The sequence below is a fragment of the Pseudoxanthobacter sp. genome (assembly GCF_036822375.1).
In the GTDB taxonomy this organism is placed as follows: Bacteria; Pseudomonadota; Alphaproteobacteria; order Rhizobiales; family Segnochrobactraceae; genus Pseudoxanthobacter.
Genome location: NZ_DAISHT010000369.1, coordinates 1 through 1,830, shown reverse-complemented (window position 1 = coordinate 1,830; position 1,830 = coordinate 1). Strand labels below are relative to the sequence as shown.

Here is a 1,830-nt window from a genome sequence, read left to right as displayed (position 1 = left end):
GCAGGCCGCCTACGATGCCCTGCTGACGGCGGCCGAGCGGGCAGCGCTTGTCGATGATCTGCCGGCGGATTGGGGCCCGGCGGACGAATAGCCCGCCGCCATGAATGGACACGACACAGCCCGCCGCCCGGCGGGCTTTTTTATTGGGGGCATGATGCAGCAGATCACCACAAGCCAAGTCCGGTCCCTGTGCCCAACGGGCAAGGCGGCAATCATCGAAGGGCTGTGCCTCGCGTGGCCAGACCTCGCCGCCCGGTGCCGGATCACCACGCCTCTGCGCGTGGCCCATTTCATGGCGCAGATCGCGCATGAGAGCGACCGGTTCCGCACCGCAACCGAATATGCGTCCGGTGCGGCGTATGAAGGCCGGAAAGACCTCGGCAACACCACGGCCGGCGATGGCCGGCGGTTCCGGGGGCGCGGCCTGATCCAGTGTACCGGCCGGGCCAATTACCGGGCGTTCTCGGATTGGGCCCGGCTCAATTATGATGGGCCCGCGCCGGATTTCGAAGCGCAGCCGGAAAGCCTGTCGGAATTCCCGTGGGCGCTGCTCTCCGCCGTCTGGTTCTGGACCACGCGCGCGTTGAACACCTATGCCGACGCCGACGATGTGCTGACGATCACGCGGCGCATCAATGGCGGAACGAACGGTCTGGCCGACCGGAAGGCCCTCCTGACATCGGCCAAACGCATTTTCACGGCGGCAGCGCAGGCGACAGGCCGCCAGGTGCTGCGCATCGGTGCATCGGGCGATGATGTGGCCGCACTTCAGTCGCGGCTTAACGAGCGTGGTGCCGGTGTTGTCGTGGACGGCAATTTCGGCCCTGCAACCGAGCGCGTTGTGCGCCGGTTCCAATCCAGCGCCGGCCTAACTGCTGACGGCGTCGTCGGCCCGGCAACGTGGTCCGCACTCGGCGCCTGACCAAATCATTCCAACAAATGAGGCATGAAATGAACCTGCGGATCCTCAACGCGGGCGCGCTGGCGCTCGCCTTGTTCCTGATCTCTGCCCCGCTCTGGCCGGCTCTGGCCGATGATGGCGCATCTACATGGGCTGATGTGAATGCCGCGCTCGCTGGCCTCGCGGTTGTTACCATTGGCGCGCTCGGCGCCGTGCTGGTGAGCCTGCGGGGCGTGCTCGCTGGCGCCATCAGCGCGTGGGCGGCGGCGCAGATCGAGAAGGCCACGGGCGCGCGCGTGGAGCGAATCGACAAAGCCCTCACGACGGCACTGGCGGCCGGCAAGGACCCGGAGGCTGCTGCTGCTGCTGTTGCGGAGAAGTTGCCGCAGACCCTCGCCCGGTCGAGTAAAACGGCGGCCGATCTGGTGGCGGAGGCCGGCGACATCCTCCGGGCGCAGGGGGCGGCGGAATGAGCATCGATCCATCTCAGGGCGATATGCTGTCCGATTTCGCGCGCCTCGCGGGGTTCAGGGTCTCGGCCCTATTCTACGCGGTCGGAGGCGGCCTTGCTGGTGCGCTGCTGGAGACCGGCTCTATCGGGCGCCGGCTGTCGCTGGGAATCGCCGGAGTGCTCATGGCCCTCTACCTCACCCCCTACATCGCGCCGCTGGTCCACAGCATTGTTGTGGCTCGGTTTGGGCTCTCGCCGGCAGGTGTTGAGGGGGCGACAGGACTGCTCATCGGCATGTCGGGGATTCGTGCGGTCAACACCGCGTGGGAGTGGATCAGGGCGCGGCTCGGGCTCCCGGCGGCGAAGTGAGCCAGTGGGCTTCGCGGGCCATATCAACCTGCGATGCCCTGCCCCTCCCGGCCGCGGAAGGGCCAATCTGTCTGCATATCTGTCTGCATGAAACTGTCTGCAGAAAGTG

3 protein-coding genes are annotated in these 1,830 nt (G+C 66.9%); all 3 read left to right on the top strand.

The window, feature by feature from the left end:
- Positions 1-100 precede the first annotated feature (100 nt).
- From V7067_RS17710 to V7067_RS17700, 3 genes are read left to right on the top strand one after another with little or no spacing between them, the layout of a single operon-like run.
- A complete protein-coding gene (locus tag V7067_RS17710) occupies positions 101-922 on the top strand; it encodes a peptidoglycan-binding protein (protein ID WP_334177200.1) in 822 nt (273 codons plus the stop codon).
- Between the two features lie 29 nt (positions 923-951).
- Entirely contained in the window at positions 952-1,374 is a 423-nt protein-coding gene (locus tag V7067_RS17705) for a hypothetical protein (protein ID WP_334177199.1), read from the top strand.
- Complete coding sequence (locus tag V7067_RS17700) at positions 1,371-1,721, top strand: hypothetical protein (protein ID WP_334177198.1); 351 nt, start codon at positions 1,371-1,373, stop codon at positions 1,719-1,721. Before V7067_RS17705 ends, V7067_RS17700 begins: the two co-directional genes overlap by 4 nt.
- Positions 1,722-1,830 lie beyond the last annotated feature (109 nt).

Bases quoted from the DNA above. Each gene is read 5' to 3' on its own strand.
- V7067_RS17700 (WP_334177198.1), top strand. From the start codon at position 1,371: ATGAGCATCGATCCATCTCAGGGCGATATGCTGTCCGATTTCGCGCGC.
- V7067_RS17710 (WP_334177200.1), top strand. From the start codon at position 101: ATGAATGGACACGACACAGCCCGCCGCCCGGCGGGCTTTTTTATTGGG.
- V7067_RS17705 (WP_334177199.1), top strand. From the start codon at position 952: ATGAACCTGCGGATCCTCAACGCGGGCGCGCTGGCGCTCGCCTTGTTC.